This is a genomic window from Pseudomonas sp. RA_5y_Pfl1_P24 (assembly GCF_963970945.1).
GTDB classification, from domain to species: Bacteria; Pseudomonadota; Gammaproteobacteria; order Pseudomonadales; family Pseudomonadaceae; genus Aquipseudomonas; species Aquipseudomonas tritici.
In genome coordinates, this window is the sequence record NZ_CAXAOJ010000011.1 from 25,024 (window position 1) to 44,834 (window position 19,811).

Below are 19,811 nucleotides of genomic sequence, written 5' to 3' on the forward strand. Positions count from 1 at the left end.
TTTTCAGCCTGCGGTCTTTTTTTTTCGATCGAGATCGCCATGACCATGACAGAACAGCTGAATGCACTGGGCTCTATCCTGGCTCAAGGCAGTGTGCACAGCCTGTTCCAACCGATCATCAGCCTGTCCGAACGGCGCATCCTCGGCTACGAAGCCCTCAGTCGCGGCCCGTCCAACAGCCCGCTGCACTCCCCCGTCGCCCTGTTCTCGATTGCCAGCCAGGCCGGGCGCCTCAGCGAACTGGAGATCGCGTGCCGCGAAAGTGCCTGCCGGCGCTTCAGCGAGCAGAAGTTACCGGGCAAGCTGTTCCTCAACGTATCGCCACAATCGCTGATGGAAACCGCGCACCAACCGGGACGCACCTTGCAACTGCTGCATGACTTCGGCATCCCACCGAGCCAGGTGGTGATCGAACTCACTGAGCAAACCCCCACCAACGATATCGACCTGCTGCAGACTGCCTTGCACCACTACCGCAACATGGGTTTCTCGATTGCCCTGGATGACTTGGGCGCTGGGTATTCCAGCCTGCGGCTGTGGTCGGAGTTGCGCCCGGATTACGTGAAGATCGACCGGCACTTCATCGACGGCATTCATCAGGATGCGCTCAAGCGCGAGTTTGTCGGTTCCATCCTGCAAATCGCCAGGGCTTCGCGCGCCCAAGTGATCGCCGAAGGCATCGAGCTGCCCGAGGAGCTGGCGGTGCTGACGGAGATGGGCGTCGACCTGGTCCAAGGCTACCTGCTCTGCCGCCCGCAGGAACAACCGCCGCAGGAAGCACGGCTGATGTTACCCAAGCCCGACAGTGCCAACGTGGCACTGAACGATGAAGCCAGTGACCTCAGCGCCTTGCTCAGTGAACAACCGGCGGTAGACCAGGACACCGCCACCGCCCAAGTGCTCGAAGCGTTTCGCCGCCAGGCCAACCTCAATTCACTGGCCGTACTGGATGGGCGCGGGCACCCGATCGGCATCGTCCATCGGCATTCGCTGTCAGATGCGCTGCTCAAGCCGTTCGCCACCGACCTGTTTGCGCGCAAGCCCATCAGCCGCTTGATGAGTACCGACTTTCTGGCGGTGGAGCTGAGTCAGTCCCTGCAACAGGTCAGTCGCTTGCTCACCAGCCGCGCACGGCAACGCATCGAAGAAGACTTCATTATTACGCTCAATGGCGACTACTTGGGCCTGGGCCGAGTGATCGACGTACTCAAGCTGATCACCGAGCTGAAAATCCAGCAAGCGCGCTACGCCAACCCACTCACCCTATTACCGGGCAACGTGCCGATCCAGCAATGCCTCACGCGCTTGCTGCAACAACAGCGCGAATCGGTGATCTGCTACGTGGATATCGACAGTTTCAAGCCGTTCAACGATATCTACGGCTACGGGCGCGGGGATGAGGTGTTGTTGTGCCTGGCGCAGTGCTTGAACGACCGCGTAGACCCTAGCCGCGACTTTGTCGGGCACATCGGTGGCGATGACTTTTTATTGGTACTGGGCCCACAGGACTGGCGCAAGCGACTCAATCAACTGCTGGATGACTTCCACACCCAATGCCGGCGCTTCTACCGCGCTGAACACCTTGATGCCGGCTGTTTCGTGGCACTGAACCGCCAGGGCGTGCGTCAGGAATTTGCGCTGCTGTCGCTGTCCATCGGTGTCGTGCATTTGTATCCACAGGCCTGTGGACAACTCGATGCCAGTCAGTTGGCGGAGCTGGCGTCGCAAGCCAAACATCACGCCAAGAATATCGCCGGCTACAGCATCCATGTGATCGACAGCATGGACACCTTGTCCCCGGCGCTCTAGGCCTCGGCAGACTCCGGGTACTCGTATTCGAATACCCGCACCACTTCCGAGGCGTGCCAGGAGGCCGCGGCCACGCCGTCGGATGGCCCGCTGAATCGCCCCAGGCGCTCCACACATTCAAAGAAACCGGTACGCGGCAGGCGGCTGGCGCCCTGGCTGATCACCAGCGAGCTGCGCAACGGCTGCTCGGCCTTGGCGTCCAGCGCGGCCAAGTGTTCCAGGGCGGCGGCCAGGGTTTGCATGGCCGGCGTGGGGAACTGCAAGCGCTCCAGCAACGCGCGGTAAGTCAGCAGATGGCGCTGGCGGCGCGCCTGGTCCAGTTCATTGAGTAACCCATCCCAGTGTTGACGACTGATACGTAGGCTCAAGATTCATCCCTCCAACCTGCAACGCCCAATTCCCAGGCCAGGCTGCGACGGATCGCGGCATCCGGCTGGCGCTCACCACTTTCAATCAATCCGAGATACGAGGGGCTGATACCCACGGTGCGGGCCAGGGTCTCGACCGCCAGGCCCTTGGCTTCGCGCAGGTCGCGCAAGTCTGCGAGCGGGCGCAGATCCTGCTCGGGAGCGGCTTGGGCAGTAGAAGAAGGAGGTGGCGAAGGTTGTTGCTGACCGGCAGCTTTTAGCAGCGCCTGATACTGATCCCATGGCAACACCGCGTATTCGGGTTCGCCATTCCGTGAAATTATCTGAATATCCATGACTGCCCCGTAGGATAACAACACTTACTGAGTAAGCTCTTTCCTTAGGAGTGTAATCCTAACAGCCACAAAGGTCGCAGGGGGATATGCCGTGTCATCCGTTTTTTTGCGGGTTTTCCTTGGCCAACAGGGCTGGCGTCGCTGGCAGACGCTCAACCACGGCGAGCTTTTCCGGACGCTGGGCGTCACGCCAGGCGCGAAAAGCGCTCAGTTCGCCGTCCAGTGTCTTCATGACCCATGCCAGCACGGCGATATCGTCGAGCATGCCGAACATGGGGATAAAGTCCGGGATCGCGTCAATCGGGCTCAGGAAATACATCAGCCCTGCGACCACTGAAATCAGCGCCTTGGGACTGATTGCGCGGTACTCGCCACGCCAGTAGGCCAGGCACAGGGCCTGGAGCAACTTGAAGTCATCCTTGAGCTTGCCCAGGCGATTGCCCTGGCTGGAGCCTTTGGCGGCGACAGCGAACAACAGCGTCGGTAAACGCCCACGACCCAGCAGGCGTGCGGCAATGGGCAGGAAACGGGTGAAATTGAAAGGTGGTTTCATCTGTCACTCCAGTTCCAGGCAACATAAAAGGTTATCCACACAAATTGTGGATAACCTTGTGAACAGAGCCTGTTTTATCGGCTGAAAGCCACGACTTACAAGGCTTTCAGTCAGATCGGGCGTTTTTTGCGCACATTAAAAAAACCCAACATTTCATTGACTTAGTGTTGCTGTGCGGCTAGCCATGCTCGGGTTTTATATCAGACTGTTGCCAGGTGTGGACGTTCGTTTGGATTTGCACAGCCTGTGGACATGGGCCCGCTCGCTACAAGATCGTGTAGATACCCGAAATGCAGCCCCCGGAAACAACAACGCCCCGTCGAGACGGGGCGTTGTGTGTTCAGGCGCCTATTACTTCTTGGCGGCTGGTGCTGCAGGGGCTGCAGGGGCTTCAGCCTTGGCTGGGTCCTTGATGCCCAGCAGTTCCAGATCGAATACCAGCACGGAGTTGGCTGGAATCGCCGGGCTCGGGCTCTGGGCGCCGTAGGCCAGGTCGGACGGGATGTACAGCTCGACCTTCTCGCCAACGTGCATCAGTTGCAGGCCTTCGACCCAACCTGGGATCACGCCGCTGACTGGCAGGTCAATCGGGCTACCGCGATCCACGGAGCTGTCAAAGGTAGTGCCGTTGGTGAGCTTGCCGGTGTAGTGCACAGTCACCACGTCAGTCGGCTTAGGCTGTGCACCATCGGCTTTCTTGATGATCTTGTACTGCAGACCGGAAGCGGTGGTGACGACGCCGTCTTTCTTGGCGTTGTCTTCAAGGAATTTCTTGCCGGCGGTTGCCGACTCTTCACTCATCTTGGTCATGCGTTCTTCAGCACGCTTTTGCAGTGCGGCAAACGCTTCAACCAGCTCGTCGTCTTTGAGCTTCTGCTCTTTTTTGCCGACGGCATCTTCGATGCCTTGGGCTACTGCTTTGGAATCCAGGTCATCCATGCCTTCCTGGGCAAGGCTCTTGCCCATGTTCAGGCCGATGCCATAGGAAGCTTTCTGCGCCGGGGTTTTCAGCTCTACGCTGGTCTGCGAATCACAACCCGCAAGTACCAGGCTAACCAGGGCCACCGCCGCCGCCAACCGATGCTGTTTCATGCTATTTCCTTGTTCATGCGCCAAAAGGGCATTCGAATAAAGTCGCGAGCTTATCAGGCGGCCACGACCAATGGCTACCGGCATGTGAGCAGGAAACTTCTGATAAGTTCACGTGTTTAAAAGCATTTTCATTCATGATGGGGCCCCGCGAAGGATCGTGGGACCGCCTACTACCACGCTCATGGCCACTTGCCGCACTTGTGGCGTAGTGGCATAACAACACGACTCCTCGACAAGACCGAGACAAGGATAGCCATCTTGCGCATTTTTTCCCGTGTATTACTGCTGATATTCACCCTTCTGGTCCTAGTACTTGCCGTGGTGCTCTATTACATCGTCAACCCCAAGCTGCCGGAATACGTGCCCGTGGAGCAGGTGCACTATCAGGACCAATGGAGTGCCGCCGACCGCCAGACCTATTACTTCACGCCCCAGGGCACTCAAGTAAAAGGCCTGCACTACGACTGGTTCACCGCCCTGGAACTGCCGTTTTCCGAGCGCCGTTTTGCCACGCCGGGTTACCTCGCGCGCTTCGGTTTCCTGGTCGATCCCAAACAGCTGCCGACCGCGCAAAACCCCGGCAATTTGCCGGTAGGTTTCGCCCGACACAAGAACGCCGGCAGCAACGTCGAGTACCTGGATATCACCTGTGCCGCCTGCCACACCGGCGAGCTGCACTTCAAAAACCAGGCGCTACGCGTCGACGGCGGTTCCGCCCAGCACGTGCTGCCATCCAGTGTGCCAACCTTGCGCGGCGGCAGTTTCGGCCAAGCCCTGGTCGCCAGCCTTGCGGCTACCTACTACAACCCATGGAAGTTCGAGCGCTTCGCCCGCCAGGTGCTGGGAGATCGCTATGACGCTGAGCACAAACAACTGCGCGAGGACTTCAAGCAGTCCCTGAACAAGTTTCTCAAAGTGGCCTGGAACGACACTCACCGTGGTCTCTACCCCACCGAAGAAGGCCCCGGCCGCACGGACGCCTTTGGCCGTATCGCCAACGCCAGCTTTGGCGACGCGATTTCCCCGGACAATTATCGCGTTGCCAATGCACCAGTGGACTACCCACAACTCTGGGATATCTGGACATTCGACTGGGTGCAATGGAACGGCTCGGCCCAGCAACCCATGGCGCGCAATATCGGTGAAGCCCTGGGCGTAGGCGCGACCCTGACCTTTTTCGACGCCGCCGGCCAGCCGCTCCAGGGCGATGCGCGCTACCCGTCCAGCGTCCGCGTGCGCGACCTCAACCTGATCGAAGAAACCCTGCAACGCCTCAAGCCACCGACCTGGCCAGAGGACCTGTTCGGCGCCGTCGACAAACCCCTCGCCGCCCAAGGCCGCACACTGTTCGCCGAGCACTGCGCCGGCTGCCACGTGCCCAACGTCACCCAGGAAAACGGGCGCCCGGTGCAGCAGCTTAAAATGCTGCCCGTGGACTACATCGGTACCGACCCCGGCGCCGCCAGCAACATTGCCGACCAACGCTACGACCTCAGCGCCCTGCAATGGGACCCCGCGGAACTGGCCACGCTGAACGTCGAACTGCACCCCGCGCCGACCGAGCCACTGGACCTGAAAAAAATGTCCGTGGCCAAGGGTCTGGCTTATGTCACCGCCTTCGTCGAAGAGCATGCCTACCGTGCGGCCGGCGTGACCCCGGCCGAGCGCCCGCGCCTGGACGGTTACGGCCTGCCCATCGGCGTACGCGAGTTGCGCGCCTACAAGGCGCGGCCACTGGCTGGTGTCTGGGCGACGCCGCCGTTCCTGCATAACGGTTCGGTGCCGACGATCTACCAGTTGCTCTCGCCCCAGGACGAGCGCAGCACCACCTTCTATAAGGGCACTTTCGACTACGACCCGCGCCATCTCGGTTTTAAAACCGGCGCGTTCAAGAATGCCTTCCTGTTCGATACCAAAATCACCGGCAACCACAACAGCGGCCACGAATTCCGTGCCGGCAGTCGTGGCAATGGCGTGATCGGCCGTGGCCTGCTACCGCAGGAACGCTGGGCGCTGCTGGAATACCTCAAAGTGCTGGGCGGCCCGCTGGAGCAACAACTGCCATGATGATTCGATCCCCCTACGACCGACCTTCCCTGCTCGGCCGCCTCTGGCTGCGCATCGGCGCATTTCTCGGCAAAACCTTGCTGTGGCTGGTGGGCCTCGGCCTACTCGGTTGGCTGGCGGCGACCGCCTGGTACGCCTGGCAACACAGCGGCCCGGTGTCACCAAATGAGCAAATCCCAGCGGGCGAAGCGGCGATGACCCAAGGCATCATCCAGACGGCGGTGCGCATCGTCGACCAACACCGTGAAGGCACGCGCTACCTGCGTGATGCCCACGCCAAGGCCCACGGTTGCGTGAAAGCCGAAGTCAGCGTGCTCGCCGATCTCGACCCGGCACTGCGCCAGGGCGTGTTCGCCGAACCGGGCAAGACCTGGCAGGCGATGATGCGGTTGTCCAACGGCAACGCTTACCCGCAGTTCGACAGCATCCGTGATGCCCGGGGCATGGCGCTCAAGTTACTGGATGTGCCGGGCAAGCAGCTGCTGGCCGACCAGCAGACGCGCACGGAACAAGACTTCGTGATGTTCAGTCACCCGAACTTCTTTGTCAGCGATGTGGCGGAGTACGCGCAGAACATCGGCGCGCAGGCGGACGGCAAGAAGGTGCTGGCGTTCTTCCCCAAGGCCGACCCGCGTAGCTGGCAAGTGCGTCACTTATTCATCGCCCTGGCGACACTCGCACCCGCACCGGCCAGCCCGACGCAGACTACGTACTTTTCAGTTTCGCCCTACAAGTTCGGCACGGCCAACGCCAAATTCCGCGTCGCGCCCGACCCGCAAAACTGCCCGGAGTATCAACTGCCGAAACAAAACCAGGACCTGCCAAATTTCCTACGCAGCGCCTTGAGCCAGCAGCTGTCCACCGACCGCGTGCCGGCGTGTTTCGTGCTGCAGATCCAGCGCCAGAACCCGCAGAAATTCATGCCGATCGAAGACACCAGCATCGAATGGAAAGAAAGCGATGCGCCTTATGAAACCGTGGCGAAGGTGCATATCCCGGCGCAGGATTTCGACACGCCCGAGCAGAACCTGGCGTGCGACAACCAGTCCTTCAACCCCTGGTTCGGCGTAGCGGAGCACCGCCCCATCGGCGGTATCAACCGTTTGCGCAAAGCCGTGTATGAAGCGGTCAGCGATTACCGCCACAGCCGCAACGCGCCATAAAGAATGCGTAACAATGGACCCTACGGTGTAAGGATTGCGTCGGGTCTATTGAGCCATTTTCACCCCGCCTCTACCGTGAGCACCTACCCCATCACCCGCAGGAAATCACCGTGGAAGGCTCAACCCTCGGCATGATCGTACTCACCCTGATCGCCGTGTTCGGCACCGCGTCTTTTTGCTTCGAACGCCTGGCGACGCGCCAGATCAAAAACAAAAAACCAGTCAGCACTGACCTTCAGTCAGGGAGCCCAGCCTCTGCGGTACGGGCCCGCAACCACTGACGAAAACTGCGCACCGCCGCGGGTGGATTGCGGTGATGCGGCTGCATCAGGTGCAAGCGACCGCGACTGTGCATGCTGTGGGGCAAGGCCATTTGCAGGCGCCCGGAGTCGAGGTCGCTTTCCAGCAAGCGCTTCCACCCCAGGGCGACGCCGTGGCCCATCACCGCCGATTGCATCAACAGTTGATAGCTGTTGGTGCGCAAGGCATGGCGCGGCGAGTAGTAATCGGCGCCCGCATCAGCAAACCAGTCGGCCCAAGTCAGCCAGTCGTGGTGATGGTCTTCCACGATCAGCAAGGTGTGAGCGTGCAACAGGTGATGCAGGTCGCGAATCGGGCCGTGACGCTCAAGGTAACCGGGGCTGCACACGGCGATGACCTGCTCGCTGTCGAACACCGGCGACAGCTCAAGGCCGTGGGGCGCGGCCAGTTCATCCAAGTGATAGAACAAGCCCAGGTCATATTCGCTGACATCCAGATGGCTGGGGCTTTCGCTGCACAGGATGCGGATATCCAGGTCCGGGTGGTCGCGCTGGAACTGCGGCAACAGACCGGCCAGCCAGATAGAGCTGATGGTGGGCGTACTGGCCAGGGTCAACTGGCGATCGGCACCGCGCCTGCGCAACTCGGCGGACTCGCGGTCAAGCTCGCGCAACAGGCGTTGGACAGTTCGAAAATAACGCACCCCGGCGGGTGTCAGGCTCAAGCCCTGGGCCAGCCGATAAAACAGCGGGCGGGCCAGGTCTTCTTCGAGGCGTTTGACCTGGCGGCTGACCGCGCTCTGGGTCAGGTTCAATTCATGGGCGGCCTGGGTAAAGCTCAAATGGCGGGCCGCCGCTTCAAAGGTCTGCAAGCAATTGAGGGGAGGAAGATCGACGTTACGGCGCGACATGAGCAAGTCCATTGGCAATGACGGGCCCAGGTTACCCCAGGCCCGCAGAGATCACGTTGGCGAGCATCCTGCCAGTTGCCTGCTCAGAGTGCGACCCTGGCCACGCGCTTACTCCATTGCCGACGGTGTTCCAACTGGCCGTTTTCCCAGGCGGTCTGCTCCGCTTCGATGTAGAACCACTCGGCGTCGGCGTGCACGCTCAATTGGCTTTCCACCTCCACGGCCCACTGGTCGCGGCCGACTCGGTAGCGCCATTCGATATCGGCCCTCGTCGACAGCGGATCCCAGGGCAAAGTGCGGTATTGCTCAGTGCAACGCTGGTCCACCGACAAGCCGTGGTCGGTAAACCGCACTGAACCCAAGTCATCTTCGATTTTCACGGAGACTTCGCCACTGCCCACGTCTTCGATCAAGGTGCGTTTCGGCGCAGCGGCGCGTAGGACGTCCATCGCCACCGGCGTAGCCGACTGCGGCGCTTCGAACGGGCAGTCCACCGCCTCGCCTTTGAATATCGGCAGTTGCAGGCTTTGCAGACTCGGCAGCAACGTCAGAGTGGTCAGCTCACGGCTCGGCCACAGTAACGGGAAACTCGCGGTACTAAGGGCAAGACGCAAACGGTAGCCGACGGGCAGGCGCATGCCGATGTGGTCGAGGTTTAACTGCACGTCCATGGGCTCACCGGGGACTACAGGTGTTACCTGGGAAAAATCCTCACGCAGTGTGAGATTGAGTACACCGTAACTGATCTGCGTGACTTGCCCGTCCGGCGCTATCGCATTCAGCCGGGCGACCAATTGACCACAGGCGGTGTCACTTGCCAGGCGCAACTTAAGACGTGCATCGCCGAGCAACGACAGCGGCTCGGTCAGCACCTGGGAGTCGAAGCACAGCGAGTGGGCGTCATCACGACGTTGATCCGTCGGTCCATCGGGGCCAAACCAGATGGCGCAGTATTCGCCTTGGTGCAGGCCGGTGGTCAGCGGCGAGCAGATGCTGCGCGGCGCCGCCAACGGCAGTGAGCCTGCACTCAGGCCCTGTTCGCCGAGGCTGAAATCCGCCCATTGCACCTGCGGATCCGGCCAGCCGGAGGTCTGCACCCAGATCCCCGGCCGCTCGGCATAACTGCCCTTCGGCGGCAGAATATCCTGTAGGTAAAAGGTGCAAGACGCGTCATCCATTACCCCGTTATTGATGCCCTTGAGCCAATGATCCCACCAGCGCTTGGCCTCTTGCAGGAAGCCGATGGCCGGGTTGGGCACGGCGAAATGCGGGTACTTGTGGATCCAAGGTCCGATCATGGCTTTCTTCGGGCCTGGTAGGTTTTGCATCAGACGCGAAACGGTGTTGCGGTAGGCATCGCCCCAGCCACCCACCGCATACACGGCCGCCTTGATCTTCGAATAGTCCTCGCACACCGAGCCATGGCGCCAATAGTCATCGCGGGTCTGGTGTTGCAGCCAGGTTTGCGCCAGCAACGGCATGGCGTCCAGGCGTTGGTGCCAGAGGTGTTTCCAGTCGTCGCCCACCAGCAAAGGATCCGGCACCGCGGCGCTGAAGTTGAGCATGGTGGCGGCCCAGCCGAAGTTCTCCATCAACAGATTGCCGCCCTTGTAATGGATGTCGTCGGCAAAGCGATCATCGGTGGAGCACAGGGTAATGATCGCCTTCAACGCCTCGGGCTGGCGTGCCGCGACTTGCAGCCCATTGAAGCCGCCCCAGGAGATGCCCATCATGCCGACATTACCGTCGCACCAGGGTTGATGGCACAGCCAGTCGATCACTTCGAGTGCGTCTTCCTGTTCCTGCAGCAGGTATTCATCGGCCATCAAACCTTGGGATTCACCGTTGCCCCGCATATCCACCCGCACACATACATAGCCCTGCCCCGCCATCCACGGGTGGGTCAGCGCATCGCGTACGGCAGTGCCGTCGCGTTTGCGGTACGGCAGGTATTCCAGGATCGCCGGGAAGGTTTGCAGGCCGGCGACTTCCGGTAACCAGATGCGGGCGGCCAGTTGGGTGCCGTCCTTCAAGGGGATCAGGCAGTGCTCGATTTCGCGCACGGTGTAAGCAAATTCAGTGACGATTTCCATCAGTAACTCCTACAGCGGTTCAATCGATCAGCGGGCGAAATCCGGCACCGGGCTGGCGCCACGCGATTGCGTTTCGGGGGTCCGCTGAAGGCGTTTCACATCCAGCAACGCGGGATTTTTCAACCAGAAAATCAGCGAGGTACTGGCCAACAACACCAGGATCATCCCGGGCAAACCGCCGAGGTTGGAGAGCATCTTCACCCCGTCGATGCCCACAAACGCGACCATGACCCACGACACCGTGCCGATAATCAGGCCCCAGACGATCTTCAGCAGCGGGTTGCCGTCGAGATCGGAGTCCGCGGTCACGCCTTTGCTGCACAGGTTGGCGATCACATCGGTGCTGGAGTCCGCCGCCGTGACAAACGAGATGAACGCTACTAACAGCAGGAACGCGATCATCAGGCCGCTGGCCGGCAATTGCTGGAACATCTGGTACAGCACGTGCTCCACGCCCTGCTCGTTCAGCACACGGTTGAGGCTGCCGTCGCCGAGGGCATCGAAGTACAGGCTGGTGCCGGAGAAAATGCAGATCCATATCGCCGTGAACAGCGCCGGGTAGAGCATGTTGATATGGATGAATTCGCGCATGGTATAGCCACGGCCGATCTTGCCAAGGAACAGCGCGCTCACCGGCGCCCAGGCAAACCACACCGACCAGTAGAACACCGTCCAGCTCTGCGGCCAGGTGTCGCCACTCGCGGCACCAGTGAACAGGCTGCGGCTGAAGAAGGTGTCGAGGTACACGCCGATGGACTCGACGCCGAGGCTGAACATGTACAAGGTCGGCCCGCACAGCAGCACAAACAATCCCAGCCCCAGCATGATCCAGGTGTTGAACGAGGACAGCATCACAATGCCTTTCTGCAGGCCGCTGGCGGCCGAGGCGACAAAGGTGATGACGATGATCGCAACGATGATGGCCAGGCGGAACGGCGTGGTTTCACCGCCGATATATTGGGCCAGGCCACCGGCCAGGGTCAGCGCGCCAGTGCCCAGGGATGAGGCCATGCCCGCCACCAGGGCGAACATCGCCAGGGTGTCGATCAGCCCGGCGTAGCGCTTGACCCGCGCTGCGCCCAGCAGCGGCTCGAGCATGGCGCCAATGGAGAAGTTGCTGCGACGGTTATAGAACACCAGCGCAAACACCAGCGAGGGCACCAGGTAAATGGCGTAGGGGGTGATGGTCCAGTGCAGGAACATCGTCGACATGGCAAAGGTCTTCGCCGCCGAACTGCCCGCTTCGATCGGCAGGCTGGTGGGTGGGCCATACAGGTGATAGAGGGGTTCGGCGGTGGTCCAGAACAGCACGCCCACTGCGAGCGTGGTGCACAGCGCCACCATGAACCAGCGCCATTTGCTCAGCAATGGCTGGGCGTCTTCGCCGCCGATACGCACCTTGCCCAACGCGGAGAAGTAGACGATCGCCGTCAGCACCACCATGGCAAACGAGCCGGCGCTGAACAGCCATGAGAAGTTTTTCAGGATTAGGTTATTGAGCTGTTTGCTGATCGCCAGGAAGGCATTCAGGTCGACGTAGCTGGCGATCACCGCCGCCAGCAGGATCAGGAACGTTGGCCAGAACACCAACGGACGCAGTGGATACTTCATAGAGAGCCATTCCCCTTGCAGACTATTCTTATCTTAGAGAGCGGGCACTGCAGCATCCTGCTGCCGTGACTCGCCTGGAAGTCTTCGCGTGGCTATAGATAACCGTTTAAGCGGCCAGGGGCGCAATCAACCAATCTGCATAGGGGTATTCCCCCACGTCATGGCGCACCAGCACAGTTCAGGGCGAACATGCAGTGCACAACGGCGAAGCGTAAGGCGGATAAATCGCAGACGAAAAAAAGCCCGCTCAATGAGCGGGCTTCTTGTGGTGACCTGGCGTTCAGCGTTCCAGGTGACCGAATATGGCGCAGCGGACGGGACTCGAACCCGCGACCCCCGGCGTGACAGGCCGGTATTCTAACCGACTGAACTACCGCTGCGCGTAACACTTGAAGCGAATGGTGGGTGATGACGGGATCGAACCGCCGACATTCTGCTTGTAAGGCAGACGCTCTCCCAGCTGAGCTAATCACCCTTCACTTTCGGTGTGGGCGGCATCATACACCAAAAATTCGCAATGTCTTGATTTAAATGCACTTTATTTTTGATTTTTTCCAGAGCCCGGCGAAACCCCGTAAAAACGGGCTTTTGCTCGCGCAAATACGAGTCTATTGGGTTTGCCGGGCGCTTAACCGCACAATTAAAAATTGTTCTCAATAACGCCTGAGCCGCGCTTATGTCTGTGGGTGAACCACCCTTCCAAAGGGAAATCACCCAGCTCTGCAGCGAGCATCATGGCTGGCTGCTCACCTGGCTGCGGCGCACGCTCGGCTGCCGCCAAAATGCCGCTGACCTGGCGCAGGACACGTTCGCACGCATCCTGAACGCGCGCGAATCCTTAGCAGGCATTCGCGACCCCCGGGCCTACTTGAGCACGACGGCCAGCCGCGTGGTCACCTACCAGGTCACGGGCTATAACCCCAACTACCGCGAGTCCGGACGATTCGTGCCTTACATCGGCACAGTTCAGGCCGGCTACACCCACAAGGTCGTGCGCGACGACAAGGACGTGAATATCTCCACCTTCGAGCCCGAAGATCAGGTCAAGCTGTTCACCACCTACAAACTCAAGGGCAACCTCGACAAGTTGACGGTAGGCGGTGGTGTGCGCTGGCAAAGCGTGGGCTGGCAGGACATCTATAACTCTCCCCATGGCGGCGATGAAGAGTTCTCCCAGGACGCCTATTGGCTGGTCGACCTGCTGACCCAATATCAGGTCAGCAAAAACCTGTCAGCGACGCTGAACGTCAACAATATCTTCGACAAGTCTTACTACACCAACATCGGCTTCTATGACTCCGCCGCTTACGGTGAGCCACGCAATTTCATGGTGACCACACGCTGGGATTTCTGATCCCCCAATAAAAAACGCCGCCGATCATCGGAAATGATCGGCGGCGTTTTTTTGTTTTTGCAAAGCCCAGACAGCAAAAAGCCCGCTCAATGAGCGGGCTTCCTGTGGTACCTGGCGTTCAGCGTTCCAGATAACCGAATATGGCGCAGCGGACGGGACTCGAACCCGCGACCCCCGGCGTGACAGGCCGGTATTCTAACCGACTGAACTACCGCTGCGCGTAACACATGAAGCGAATGGTGGGTGATGACGGGATCGAACCGCCGACATTCTGCTTGTAAGGCAGACGCTCTCCCAGCTGAGCTAATCACCCTTCGTTTCGGTGTGGCGCGCATTCTACGGAGCGGCCCTAGGTCTGGCAAGCACTTTCTTAAATCTTTTTTTTGATAGCTTCCAATGGCTTAGGCAGGGTTGGCCTGGGACGCTATCAAGAGAATAATGCCCCCCTTTGTATAAAGGAGAGACTCGCCCCATGTGGTTCAAGAACCTGCTTATCTATCGCCTGACCCAAGATCTGCCTGTTGATGCCGAGGCGTTGGAAGCGGCCATGGCCACCAAACTGGCGCGCCCTTGTGCCAGCCAGGAGTTGACCACTTACGGTTTCGTCGCGCCTTTTGGTAAAGGTGAAGACGCTCCCCTGGTTCACGTCAGCGGTGACTTCCTGCTGATCGCCGCGCGCAAGGAAGAACGCATCCTGCCGGGCAGCGTGGTGCGTGACGCACTGAAAGAGAAAGTCGAAGAGATCGAGGCCGAGCAAATGCGCAAGGTCTATAAGAAGGAACGCGACCAGATCAAGGATGAAATCATCCAGGCCTTCCTGCCGCGTGCCTTTATTCGTCGCTCGTCGACTTTCGCCGCCATCGCGCCCAAACAGGGCCTGATCCTGGTCAACTCGGCCAGCCCCAAGCGCGCCGAAGACTTGTTGTCCACACTGCGTGAAGTGATCGGCACCCTGCCGGTTCGCCCGCTGACGGTAAAAACCGCACCAACCGCGATCATGACCGACTGGGTCACCACCCAGAAGCCGGCGGATGACTTCTTCGTGCTCGACGAATGCGAACTGCGCGACACCCATGAAGACGGCGGCATTGTGCGCTGCAAGCGCCAGGACCTGACCGGTGAAGAGATCCAGCTGCACCTGACCACCGGCAAAGTCGTGACCCAACTGTCGCTGGCCTGGCAAGACAAGCTCTCCTTCATGCTCGACGACAAGATGACGGTCAAGCGCCTGAAGTTCGAAGACCTGCTGCAAGACCAGGCGGAACAGGACGGCGGTGAAGAAGCCCTGGGCCAACTGGATGCGAGTTTTACCCTGATGATGCTGACGTTTGGTGACTTCATCCCTGCGCTGGTCGAAGCACTCGGCGGTGAAGAGACCCCACAGGGTATCTAAAAGCTAATTAGATCTTATGTGGGCACGGTCAGTGTGGGAGCCGGGCTTGCCCGCGATGCAGGCACCTCGGTCTTCAGTTGAATCGAGTTGATGCTATCGCAGGCAAGCCAGCTCCCACATTTGATCGAGTTGCCACCTCCAGCGCTCTAATAACAAGGACACCCCCATGCGCGCACTCGCCGTCTTGAGCCGCTTCGTTGGCAATACCTTCGCCTACTGGGTGTTGATTTTCGCCGTCGCCGCCTTCCTCGAACCCGGCTGGTTCATCGGCCTGAAAAGCGCCATCGTCCCGTTGCTGGGTCTGGTGATGTTCGGCATGGGGTTGACCCTCAAGATTGATGACTTCGCCGAAGTCGCCCGCCATCCGTGGCGCGTGGCATTGGGCGTGGTCGCACACTTCGTCATCATGCCGGGCGTGGCCTGGTTGCTGTGCCAGGCCTTCCACCTGCCGCCGGAAATTGCCGTTGGCGTGATCCTGGTCGGCTGCTGCCCAAGCGGCACCGCCTCCAACGTGATGACCTGGCTGGCCCGCGGCGACCTGGCGCTGTCGGTCGCCATCGCCGCCGTCACCACCCTTCTCGCCCCGCTGTTTACGCCGGCGTTGATCTGGTTGCTGGCGTCGGCCTGGCTGCCAGTGTCGTTCATGGAGTTGTTCTGGTCGATCCTGCAAGTGGTGCTGCTGCCGATCGTGCTCGGCGTACTGGCGCAGCGCGTGCTCGGTGATCGGGTACGCCACGCGGTGGATGTGTTGCCACTGGTATCGGTGGTGAGCATCGTGATCATCGTCGCGGCGGTGGTTGCCGCCAGCCAGGCGAAGATCGCCGAGTCGGGCCTGTTGATCATGGTCGTGGTGATGCTGCACAACAGCTTCGGTTACTTGCTGGGCTACTTCACTGGCCGCGTGTTCAAGTTGCCATTGGCGCAGCGCAAGTCGCTGGCGCTGGAAGTGGGCATGCAGAACTCCGGGCTGGGTGCCGCATTGGCCAGCGCGCATTTCTCGCCCTTGGCGGCGGTGCCGAGTGCGTTGTTCAGCGTCTGGCACAATATTTCCGGGGCGTTGCTCTCGACTTACTTGCGCCGCATGAGCGAGAAGGAAGACCGTCGCGCCTTGGAGAACACGCCGCAAACTTGATCAGTCGATCACTTTTGGGCACTCTTACGAGCTTCGCGGGGACGACCCCGTGACGCTTTCAAGCGCCTAATCCGGGGACGACCCCACCTAGCGTTAGGAGGTCATCATGTCCTGGATCATTCTGTTTTTTGCGGGCCTGTTTGAAGTTGGCTGGGCCGTCGGCCTGAAATACACCGACGGTTTCAGCAAGCCGCTGCCCACTGCCCTGACGATTGCCGCCATGGCCGTAAGCCTTGGCCTGCTGGGGCTGGCGATGAAGGAACTGCCCCTGGGCACCGCCTACGCGATCTGGACCGGAGTCGGTGCCGTGGGCACCGTGATCGCCGGGATTATCCTGTTTGGGGAATCCATGGCGCTGTTCCGGTTGGCCAGTGTCGCATTGATCATTTGCGGGCTTATTGGCCTGAAGATCAGTACCTAAGCCACTACCGCTATCGCAGCGATGCGGCGACCCGACAAGCCCACTCCCGCATTTGGATTTGTAGATACGCTCAGATGTGGGAGCTGGCTTGCCTGCGATGAGGGCCTTGAAGCCAGTAAAAAACTACCTGACACTGCCCCGCAACACCCCCACCCTTTCCTGCAACTGCGCAGGCGTCGCGGCCTCTACCGTCACCGGCTCACCCGCCACCAACACCACCCGCGACCAGATCCGATGAAACAACCCTTTGTTCGGATCGCGGCTGAAAAAACTCCCCCACAACCCCTGCAACGCCATCGGAATCACCGGCACCTGCGTCTCCTCCAGGATGCGCGTCACGCCACCGCGAAACTCGTTCATCTCGCCATCGGCGGTCAACTTGCCCTCCGGGAAAATGCACACCAACTCCCCGTCCTTCAGATACTGCGCAATCCGCGTGAAGGCCTTTTCATAGATTTGGATGTCTTCGTGACGCCCGGCAATCGGAATCGCCCCGGCCGTGCGGAAGATAAAGTTCAGCACCGGCAAGCGGTAGATCTTGTAGTACATGACAAAGCGAATCGGCCGACGCACCGCGCCGCCGATCAGCAGCGCATCGACAAATGAAACGTGGTTGCACACCAGCAGCGCCGCGCCTTCGTCCGGGATCGCTTCCAGGTTGCGATGCTCCACGCGGTACATGGAATGGCTGAGCAGCCAGATCATGAAACGCATGGTGAACTCGGGAACGATCTTGAAGATGTAGGTGTTAACCGCGATGTTGAGCAGCGACACCACCAGGAACAATTCGGGAATCGACAGCTTGGCCACGCTCAGCAACAGGATCGACACAATCGCCGAGACCACCATGAACAGTGCGTTAAGAATGTTGTTGGCAGCGATGACCCGCGCACGCTCGTTCTCGGCGGTGCGCGACTGGATCAACGCGTACAGCGGCACGATATAGAAGCCGCCGAACACGCCCAGGCCGAGGATATCGAACAACACCCACCAGGCTTGGCCGTAACTGAGCACCGCGAGCCAATCGTTGGCCTGCACGTTCTGCGGGAAGCCGCCGGAATGCCACCACAGCAACAGGCCGAACACGGTCAGGCCGAATGAGCCGAACGGCACCAGGCCGATTTCCACCTTACGCCCGGAGAGTTTTTCGCAAAGCATCGAGCCGAGGGCGATCCCCACAGAGAACACCGTGAGGATCAACGTGACCACGGTTTCGTCGCCGTACAGCCATTCCTTGGCGTACGCAGGGATCTGCGTCAGGTAAATCGCGCCAACAAACCAGAACCACGAGTTACCCACGATTGAGCGCGAAACGGCCGGCGTCTGCCCCAGTCCCAGGCGCAAGGTGGCCCAGGATTCACTGAAAATGTTCCAGTTCAGGCGCAACGCTGGGGTCGACGCCGCCGCCCGCGGAATACTGCGGCTGGCCAGGTAACCCAATACCGCCACACCGACGATCGCCACGGCTACCACCGGTGCGTAATGGGTGGACGACATCATTATTCCAGCGCCGATGGTACCGGCCAGGATCGCCAGGAACGTGCCCATTTCCACCAGGCCGTTGCCACCTACCAGCTCATCGTCGTGCAGGGCCTGGGGCATGATCGAGTATTTCACCGGACCGAACAGCGCCGAGTGGGTGCCCATGGCAAACAGCGCCAGCAGCATCAATTCCAGGTGGTTGGTCAGGAAGCCCGTCGCGCCCACGGCCATGATCACAATCTCGCCGATCTTGATCGCGCGGATCAATGCGTCCTTGTTGAACTTCTCGCCAAACTGCCCGGCCAGCGCCGAAAACAGGAAGAACGGCAGGATGAACAGCAAGGCACAGAGGTTGACCCAAATGGACCGGTCACCGTCGATGGTGAGCTTGTAGAGAATGGCCAGGATCAGCGATTGCTTGAAGATGTTGTCGTTGAAGGCACCCAGCAACTGGGTGATGAAAAACGGCAGGAAACGCCGTGTGCGCAGCAAGGTGAATTGCGAGGGGTGGCTCATCGTCCGTGTTCCTGCGTGGCCTGTTATCGATTCAGGCCACGACTTTACCTAATCCGGCTTACTTATTCGCTAGTCCTGCAATGCATGGCGAAACAAAAAGCTCACCTTTATAGGCGCCCTGCACCGTGCGTTTAGCGACGATCAGCCACATCAGCGTCAACGCCACCACCAACAGACAGCCGAACACACTGAAGAACCCCAGGTGCAGCAGGCTCGCCAGCTTCAGTGTGGACAAGGCGTAAACCCCCAAGGGGAAAGTGAAGCCCCACCAACCCAGGTTGAACGGGATACCGGCGCGCAGGTAACGCAGGGTAATCAGTACGGCGATCAGCATCCACCAAAGGCCAAAGCCCCACAGTGTAATGCCCGCCACCAGCCCGAGGCCGTTAGCCATTTCACCGACACCCGGCAAGCCATTGGCCGCGAAGATCGCCGGCGCATCTCCCCCCAGCAACAACATGCCCAAGGCACCGGTGCCGATGGGGCCTAGCGCCAGCCAGCTCGACGCGGCCATATTGGCGTGGGGCAATTTATGCAGGGCCATGCGCAGCATCAGGATGGTCAGGATGCTGAACGCCACCGGCAGGGAAAACGCCCACAGCACGTAGCTGGTCACCAGCATCACCAGTTGCGAATGGGCGTCCGCCAGGTGCGGGGCCAGCAGGCCGCCGCTGGCGGCGGCGACTTCGGCGGCAACCACGGGCAGCAGCCAAACGGCCGTCATCTGGTCGATGCTGTGTTCCTGGCGGGTGAACATCATGAACGGGATAAGCACGCCGCAGGCCAAGGCCATCGCGACATCCAGCCACCACAGCGCTTCAGCCAGCGGGATCACGTCGCTGCCCCAACGCGGCAGGCCGAACAGCAGCAAGCCATTGAGAATGGTCGCGAGCCCCATGGGGATAGTGCCGAAGAACATCGACACCGTGGAGTGCCCGAAAATCCGCCGCGCCTCGTGGAAAAACATCACCCAGCGGGCTGCGTACAACACGCTGAACAACACGAACAGGCCGACGGTGAACAACCACAGCGCTTCGGCGATGGCGTACAAACCTGGCAGGTTGACCGGCAACTGCGCCAGCGCCAGCGCCAGCACGCCCGTGCCCATGGTCGCGGCAAACCAGTTGGGGGTGAACTGGCGAATCACTTCCCGAGGACGGGTCAGGTGACTGAAGGGTTTGTAACTGATGGTATTCGAGCAGGTCATGATGGCAATCCTCTTCCTCGCATGAGGTTGAGACCATGATAGAA

At 60.2% G+C, this 19,811-nt stretch carries 15 protein-coding genes, 4 tRNA genes and 2 pseudogenes; 8 read left to right on the forward strand and 13 right to left on the reverse strand.

What is annotated here, in order from left to right:
- Positions 1 to 39 precede the first annotated feature (39 nt).
- Entirely contained in the window at positions 40 to 1,809 is a 1,770-nt protein-coding gene (locus AACY30_RS19360; RefSeq protein WP_339470288.1) for a bifunctional diguanylate cyclase/phosphodiesterase, read from the forward strand.
- On the opposite strand, the gene AACY30_RS19365 is transcribed toward AACY30_RS19360, so the two are convergent.
- The 4 genes from AACY30_RS19365 to AACY30_RS19380 all read right to left on the reverse strand — a co-directional run bounded on the left by AACY30_RS19365 (position 1,806) and on the right by AACY30_RS19380 (position 4,157).
- Positions 1,806 to 2,177, reverse strand: coding sequence for a hypothetical protein (locus AACY30_RS19365; RefSeq protein ID WP_005786715.1), 372 nt, complete (start codon positions 2,175 to 2,177; stop codon positions 1,806 to 1,808). The genes AACY30_RS19360 and AACY30_RS19365 overlap by 4 nt on opposite strands.
- The gene (locus AACY30_RS19370; protein WP_339470290.1) at positions 2,174 to 2,512 is read right to left on the reverse strand and encodes a helix-turn-helix domain-containing protein; all 339 of its coding nucleotides are present in this window, start codon (positions 2,510 to 2,512) and stop codon (positions 2,174 to 2,176) included. The genes AACY30_RS19365 and AACY30_RS19370 overlap by 4 nt, the downstream gene beginning before the upstream one ends.
- A gap of 94 nt (positions 2,513 to 2,606) precedes the next feature.
- Complete coding sequence (locus tag AACY30_RS19375) at positions 2,607 to 3,065, reverse strand: YkvA family protein (protein WP_339414625.1); 459 nt, start codon at positions 3,063 to 3,065, stop codon at positions 2,607 to 2,609.
- 351 nt (positions 3,066 to 3,416) lie between these two features.
- Positions 3,417 to 4,157 carry an FKBP-type peptidyl-prolyl cis-trans isomerase gene (locus AACY30_RS19380; RefSeq protein WP_339470292.1) on the reverse strand — a complete coding sequence of 247 codons (741 nt, stop codon included), beginning with the start codon at positions 4,155 to 4,157 and terminating at the stop codon, positions 3,417 to 3,419.
- 258 nt (positions 4,158 to 4,415) lie between these two features.
- Here AACY30_RS19380 and AACY30_RS19385 point away from each other — a divergent pair, with 258 nt between their 5' ends.
- Together AACY30_RS19385 and AACY30_RS19390 are read left to right on the forward strand one after the other, a co-directional pair.
- Entirely contained in the window at positions 4,416 to 6,224 is a 1,809-nt protein-coding gene (locus tag AACY30_RS19385; protein ID WP_339540968.1) for a di-heme-cytochrome C peroxidase, read from the forward strand.
- Complete coding sequence (locus AACY30_RS19390; RefSeq protein WP_339414628.1) at positions 6,221 to 7,387, forward strand: catalase family protein; 1,167 nt, start codon at positions 6,221 to 6,223, stop codon at positions 7,385 to 7,387. The genes AACY30_RS19385 and AACY30_RS19390 overlap by 4 nt, the downstream gene beginning before the upstream one ends.
- Before the next feature lie 235 nt (positions 7,388 to 7,622).
- Here the strand turns inward: AACY30_RS19390 and AACY30_RS19395 are convergent, their stop codons facing one another.
- The 5 genes from AACY30_RS19395 to AACY30_RS19415 all read right to left on the reverse strand — a co-directional run bounded on the left by AACY30_RS19395 (position 7,623) and on the right by AACY30_RS19415 (position 12,737).
- Positions 7,623 to 8,558 (reverse strand): LysR substrate-binding domain-containing protein, encoded by a 936-nt coding sequence (locus AACY30_RS19395; RefSeq protein WP_339470297.1) that lies wholly within the window; start codon positions 8,556 to 8,558, stop codon positions 7,623 to 7,625.
- An 83-nt stretch (positions 8,559 to 8,641) separates the two neighbouring features.
- Positions 8,642 to 10,651: a CocE/NonD family hydrolase gene (locus tag AACY30_RS19400; protein ID WP_339540969.1), complete on the reverse strand. Its 2,010-nt coding sequence runs from the start codon at positions 10,649 to 10,651 to the stop codon at positions 8,642 to 8,644.
- Positions 10,652 to 10,678: 27 nt separating this feature from the next.
- Positions 10,679 to 12,262, reverse strand: a complete 1,584-nt coding sequence (locus AACY30_RS19405) for a BCCT family transporter (RefSeq protein ID WP_339540970.1) — start codon at positions 12,260 to 12,262, stop codon at positions 10,679 to 10,681.
- 303 nt (positions 12,263 to 12,565) lie between these two features.
- Positions 12,566 to 12,642 (reverse strand) — tRNA-Asp (locus AACY30_RS19410).
- 19 nt (positions 12,643 to 12,661) lie between these two features.
- Positions 12,662 to 12,737: transfer RNA gene (locus AACY30_RS19415), tRNA-Val, on the reverse strand.
- A 201-nt stretch (positions 12,738 to 12,938) separates the two neighbouring features.
- Between AACY30_RS19415 and AACY30_RS27585 the strand changes: the two are divergent.
- Positions 12,939 to 13,148, forward strand: a pseudogene (locus tag AACY30_RS27585) (sigma factor); the annotation flags it as partial.
- Between the two features lie 78 nt (positions 13,149 to 13,226).
- Positions 13,227 to 13,616 (forward strand): annotated as a pseudogene (locus AACY30_RS27590) (TonB-dependent receptor domain-containing protein); the annotation flags it as partial.
- 141 nt (positions 13,617 to 13,757) lie between these two features.
- Here the strand turns inward: AACY30_RS27590 and AACY30_RS19425 are convergent.
- Both AACY30_RS19425 and AACY30_RS19430 read right to left on the reverse strand, forming a co-directional pair.
- Positions 13,758 to 13,834 (reverse strand) — tRNA-Asp (locus tag AACY30_RS19425).
- Between the two features lie 19 nt (positions 13,835 to 13,853).
- Positions 13,854 to 13,929: transfer RNA gene (locus AACY30_RS19430), tRNA-Val, on the reverse strand.
- 159 nt (positions 13,930 to 14,088) lie between these two features.
- Here AACY30_RS19430 and rdgC point away from each other — a divergent pair.
- The 3 genes from rdgC (at position 14,089) to sugE (ending at position 16,562) form a co-directional block, all read left to right on the forward strand.
- Positions 14,089 to 15,009 carry a recombination-associated protein RdgC gene (rdgC, locus tag AACY30_RS19435; RefSeq protein WP_034103031.1) on the forward strand — a complete coding sequence of 307 codons (921 nt, stop codon included), beginning with the start codon at positions 14,089 to 14,091 and terminating at the stop codon, positions 15,007 to 15,009.
- Positions 15,010 to 15,175: 166 nt separating this feature from the next.
- On the forward strand, positions 15,176 to 16,141 hold the full coding sequence (locus tag AACY30_RS19440) for a bile acid:sodium symporter family protein (protein WP_339470301.1): 966 nt from the start codon (positions 15,176 to 15,178) through the stop codon (positions 16,139 to 16,141).
- A gap of 106 nt (positions 16,142 to 16,247) precedes the next feature.
- Positions 16,248 to 16,562: a quaternary ammonium compound efflux SMR transporter SugE gene (gene sugE / locus AACY30_RS19445; RefSeq protein ID WP_010211634.1), complete on the forward strand. Its 315-nt coding sequence runs from the start codon at positions 16,248 to 16,250 to the stop codon at positions 16,560 to 16,562.
- 123 nt (positions 16,563 to 16,685) lie between these two features.
- Here the strand turns inward: sugE and AACY30_RS19450 are convergent, their stop codons facing one another.
- On the reverse strand, positions 16,686 to 18,560 hold the full coding sequence (locus AACY30_RS19450) for an MFS transporter (protein WP_339540972.1): 1,875 nt from the start codon (positions 18,558 to 18,560) through the stop codon (positions 16,686 to 16,688).
- Between the two features lie 58 nt (positions 18,561 to 18,618).
- Positions 18,619 to 19,767 carry a TDT family transporter gene (locus AACY30_RS19455; protein WP_339436688.1) on the reverse strand — a complete coding sequence of 383 codons (1,149 nt, stop codon included), beginning with the start codon at positions 19,765 to 19,767 and terminating at the stop codon, positions 18,619 to 18,621.
- Positions 19,768 to 19,811: the final 44 nt, after the last annotated feature.